Origin of the sequence: Nocardioides jejuensis, from assembly GCF_004337475.1 — a bacterium.
GTDB lineage: Bacteria > Actinomycetota > Actinomycetes > Propionibacteriales > Nocardioidaceae > Nocardioides > Nocardioides jejuensis.
In genome coordinates this window covers 1-3,923 of sequence record NZ_SJZJ01000046.1, presented here as the reverse complement: position 1 = coordinate 3,923, position 3,923 = coordinate 1, and the positions used below count along the sequence as shown (strand labels likewise).

Sequence of the window (3,923 nt, the reverse complement as noted above, 5' to 3'; positions counted from 1 at the left end):
CGGGCACGTCGTTCGTGCCCGGCGCCCCGCTGACGTGGGGAGGGGGCCTCAGCCGGCTACTACCAGGGCGGCGATGGCGTCGCCGACCTCGGCCGTCTTGCGCGGGCCCTGGCCCTGACGGCTCTCGAGGTCCTTGACGATCGCGGCGTCGATCTTCGCAGCGGCCTCGGGGTAGCCGAGGTGGTCGAGCATGAGCGCGACGGAGCCGATCGCGGCGGTGGGGTCGGCGATCTGCTGACCCGCGATGTCGGGCGCCGAGCCGTGCACGGGCTCGAACATCGACGGCGTCGTGCGGTCGGGGTTGACGTTGCCGGAGGCGGCCAGGCCGATGCCACCGGTGACGGCAGCGGCGAGGTCGGTGACGATGTCGCCGAAGAGGTTGTCGGTGACGATGACGTCGAACTGCGACGGGTTCGCGACCAGGTGGATCATCATCGCGTCCACGTGCTGGTAGTCGACGGCGACGTCGGGGTACTCCGCGCCGACCTCGGCCACGAGGCGGCTCCAGATCTTGCCGGCGTTGACGATGACGTTGGTCTTGTGGACAAGCGTGAGCTTCTTGCGGCGCTTCTGGGCGCGGGCGAAGGCGTCACGGACGACGCGCTCGACGCCGAACGCGGTGTTGAGGCTGACTTCGGTGGCGACCTCCTGCGGGGTGCCGACGCGGATCGAGCCACCGTTGCCGGTGTACGGACCCTCGGTGCCCTCGCGGACGACGACGAAGTCGATCTCGCCGGGGTTGGCCAGCGGCGACGCGGCACCGGGGAAGAGCTTCGACGGGCGCAGGTTGACGTAGTGGTCCAGCTCGAAGCGGAGCTTGAGCAGCAGGCCGCGCTCGAGGATGCCCGGGGGCAGGTTCGGGTCGCCGGGCTTGCCGCCGACGGCGCCGAGGAGGATCGCGTCCTTGGTACGGATGTCGGCCAGCACCTCGTCGGTCAGGACCTCGCCGGTCGCGAGGTAACGCTCCGCGCCGATCTCGTAGTGGGTCTGCTCGAAGGTCACCCCCTCCGGGGTGGCAGCCGCGAGGACCTTGAGGGCCTCGGGGACGACTTCCTGGCCGATGCCATCGCCGGGAATGACGGCGAGCTTGATGCTGGTCATGACAACGAAATCTAGTTGTCTTCGGGCGCGAAGCCCGCGGTGTCTCGCAGGTCAAGCGCCTGCGCGACGGCCTCGAACGAGGTCGGGTTCTCCGGGTTGTGATTGGCCGGGCCCCAGTAGGTGATGCGGTGATTCATGAGCGTGCTCCGTACGTGGCGGTTGAACAGAGGAGGAAGAGGAAGACCGCAACGCCGAACACCGCGACGAGGTGGCCTTCCGTATCAGGCCTCGCCGCGGCAGTCGATGAGTACGAGCACGCCGAACATGGTGGACATACCGTACGCCGTGTTACGGCCATGTGTCAGGGATTTCTCAAAGCCGGTTCAGGATCTGAGACCGATGTCTCACCTCCGCCACCCGCGACAAGACTCGTGACATGAGTGCCCCGCTGGAGCTGCCCGAGGTCGTCGCGCGTGCGTTCGACGTCTCCCGGCGGGCCGGCTACGTCGCGTTCTGCCGCAACGAGACCGGACGACTGCTGGCCACGCTGGCCGCGACCCGGACAGGTGTCCTTGCCGAGTTCGGCACGGGCTGCGGTGTCGGCACGGCCTGGCTGCGCAGCGGCGTACGGCCGGGGGCGATGATCCTGACCGCCGAGCTCGACGCGAAGCTCGCGGGCGCAGCACAGGAGATCTTCGTCGACGACCCGCAGGTCGAGGTCCTCGCTGCGGACTGGTCGACCCTGCGCGACAAGGGCCCGTTCTCGCTGCTCTTCCTCGACTCCGGCTCCCCCACCGAGGTGGACGTGGAGTCCGTCGCCGACCTGGTCGAGCCCGGCGGCATCGTCGTCCTCGACGACTTCGTGCCGTGCGCCGGCTGGCCGCCGGTCACCGACGGCCGGGTCGACACGCTGCGCGAGGGCTGGCTCAGCGACGAGCGCTTCACCAGCGTCGAGGTGATGGTGGCCGCGGACGCCGCCGCGATCATCGCCACCCGGCGCTGAGCGCCGGGTGACGCAGCGACCTCAGCTCAGCTCCACGCCTTCACGTAGTCGATGGTGAACGTCGACGGGAACGGCGTGTCCGAGGTCGGCGCGTTGTTGAGGCCCGCGCCGTTGGCTGCCACGAGCGCCAGCGTGAACGGCTTGTCGAACGGCGCCGGCGGCGCCAGGTCGGTGGGCTGCCACGTACGCGAGAAGCAGAGCGAGCCGTCGTAGTAGAAGTCGATCGTCTCCGGGCTCCACACCACGGCGTACTTGTGGAAGACGTCGGCAGAGCCGATCGAGCAGTCCCAGCCGGTGTCGAGCAGGCCGGTGCTGCCGGTGTAGTGGAGCGAGGGGTAGGCCTTGTCGCGCGTGCCGGACAGCCACTCGGCGACGTCGATCTCGCCGGATCCGGGCCAGATGCCGTAGTCGCGGTCCTGCGGGTTCATCCAGAACCCGCCGTGCAGGCCCGGGCCGTCGTAGTTGGGGACCTTCATGCGGACCTCGAAGCGACCGTAGGCCTGCGAGAACTTGCCGTACGTCGAGATGCCGCCGCCCATGTACTGCGTGCCGCGCGTGCCATACGGGAGGTCGCAGTTGAAGGCCGGCTTGCGGGTGACGGAGAGCTTCAGGAAGCCGCCACCGAGCGCGTGGTTCTGGGCCGCGTCGAAGCAGGCGTTGTTCATCATGAATCCGGAGACCGAGCTGTCCTGCACCACCCACTTGGTGGTGTCCAGCCGCGTGCCGGAGAAGTTGTCGACGAAGCTGCACGACCAGTTCTCGCCCGACTGCTTCACCAGGATCGCGCCGCACGCGTCATAGGTCGCCGTGGCGCCATCCGACGCCGGCATGACGGCGGGCGCGATGCAGAGCGACCCCGTCAGAGCGAGTGCGGCGAGCGTGCGCGCGCGAAAGTGCGCAAGACGAGACATTGGTCGTGGAATCCCTTCGAAGCCCCATGTGGATTCCGCCCCGAGCGCGGCAACGATGCGTCAGCCGTGACCCCCATCACGAAACGCCGAGTGGAGGTTTCCAGAAGATCGCGCTGCCGTCCACCGCATCGGTCACATGCTGGTCATGCGTGTCCGGGAAACACGGCGCCGCCGCACCCGACAGGGATGCGGCGGCGCCGTTGAGTGAACCTGATCCGGTCAGCTCCAGACCTTGACGTAGTCGACGAGGGTCGTCGCCTGCGCCGGCATGGTGTCGGTCGGGCTGTTGGTGCCCTGACCCGCAGCCGCGAGCAGCGACGCGGTGAACGGCTGGTCGAACGGCGCGGGGGCCTGGACATCGGTCGGAGCCCAGGAACGGGAGAAGCAGAGCTGCCCGTCGAAGAGGAAGTCCATCTTCGACCGCGACCACTCCACGGCGTACGTGTGATAGGTGCTCACGTCACCGACGACGCAGTTCCAACCGGTGTCGGCCGAGGTGCTGCCGGTGTAGTGCAGGGTCGGGAAGACGTGGTCGGCAACGCCGGAGAACCACTCGGCGACGTCGATCTCGCCCGAGGCCGGCCAGGCGCCGTAGACCTTGTTCTGCGGGTTCATCCAGAAGCCGCCGTGCAGGCCCGCGTCCGTGTGCCCCGGGAACGCGATCCGCGCCTCGAAACGGCCGTAGGCCTGCGAGAACTTGCCGTACGTCGAGATGCCGCCGCCCATGTACTGCGTGCCGCGCGTGCCATACGGGAGGTCGCAGTTGAAGGCCGGCTTGCGGGTGACGGAGAGCTTCAGGAAGCCGCCACCGAGCGCGTGGTTCTGGGCCGCGTCGAAGCAGGCGTTGTTCATCATGAATCCGGAGACCGAGCTGTCCTGCACCACCCACTTGGTGGTGTCCAGCCGCGTGCCGGAGAAGTTGTCGACGAAGCTGCACGACCAGTTCTCGCCCGACTGCTTCACCAGGA

Annotated in this window: 5 protein-coding genes; 1 reads left to right on the top strand and 4 read right to left on the bottom strand. The window is 68.3% G+C overall.

The annotated features are described in order from the left end of the window. Positions 1 to 48 precede the first annotated feature (48 nt). The gene (locus tag EPD65_RS15965; RefSeq protein WP_131585929.1) at positions 49 to 1,101 is read right to left on the bottom strand and encodes a 3-isopropylmalate dehydrogenase; all 1,053 of its coding nucleotides are present in this window, start codon (positions 1,099 to 1,101) and stop codon (positions 49 to 51) included. 11 nt (positions 1,102 to 1,112) lie between these two features. Beyond that, a complete protein-coding gene (locus EPD65_RS16700) occupies positions 1,113 to 1,238 on the bottom strand; it encodes a hypothetical protein (protein WP_279387583.1) in 126 nt (41 codons plus the stop codon). A gap of 239 nt (positions 1,239 to 1,477) precedes the next feature. On the opposite strand from EPD65_RS16700, the gene EPD65_RS15960 reads away from it, so the two are divergent. Then, the gene (locus EPD65_RS15960) at positions 1,478 to 2,044 is read left to right on the top strand and encodes an O-methyltransferase (RefSeq protein WP_131585927.1); all 567 of its coding nucleotides are present in this window, start codon (positions 1,478 to 1,480) and stop codon (positions 2,042 to 2,044) included. A 26-nt stretch (positions 2,045 to 2,070) separates the two neighbouring features. Here the strand turns inward: EPD65_RS15960 and EPD65_RS15955 are convergent, their stop codons facing one another. Together EPD65_RS15955 and EPD65_RS15950 are read right to left on the bottom strand one after the other, a co-directional pair. Continuing rightward, entirely contained in the window at positions 2,071 to 2,955 is an 885-nt protein-coding gene (locus EPD65_RS15955; protein ID WP_131585924.1) for a glycoside hydrolase family 16 protein, read from the bottom strand. Positions 2,956 to 3,174: 219 nt separating this feature from the next. Next, a partial coding sequence (locus tag EPD65_RS15950) for a glycoside hydrolase family 16 protein (RefSeq protein WP_131585922.1) occupies positions 3,175 to 3,923 on the bottom strand: 749 nt, incomplete at its 5' end.

Coding starts and splice junctions, on each gene's coding strand:
- EPD65_RS15960 (WP_131585927.1), top strand. CDS start 1,478: ATGAGTGCCCCGCTGGAGCTGCCCGAGGTCGTCGCGCGTGCGTTCGAC.
- EPD65_RS15955 (WP_131585924.1), bottom strand. CDS start 2,955: ATGTCTCGTCTTGCGCACTTTCGCGCGCGCACGCTCGCCGCACTCGCT.
- EPD65_RS15965 (WP_131585929.1), bottom strand. CDS start 1,101: ATGACCAGCATCAAGCTCGCCGTCATTCCCGGCGATGGCATCGGCCAG.
- EPD65_RS16700 (WP_279387583.1), bottom strand. CDS start 1,238: ATGAATCACCGCATCACCTACTGGGGCCCGGCCAATCACAACCCGGAG.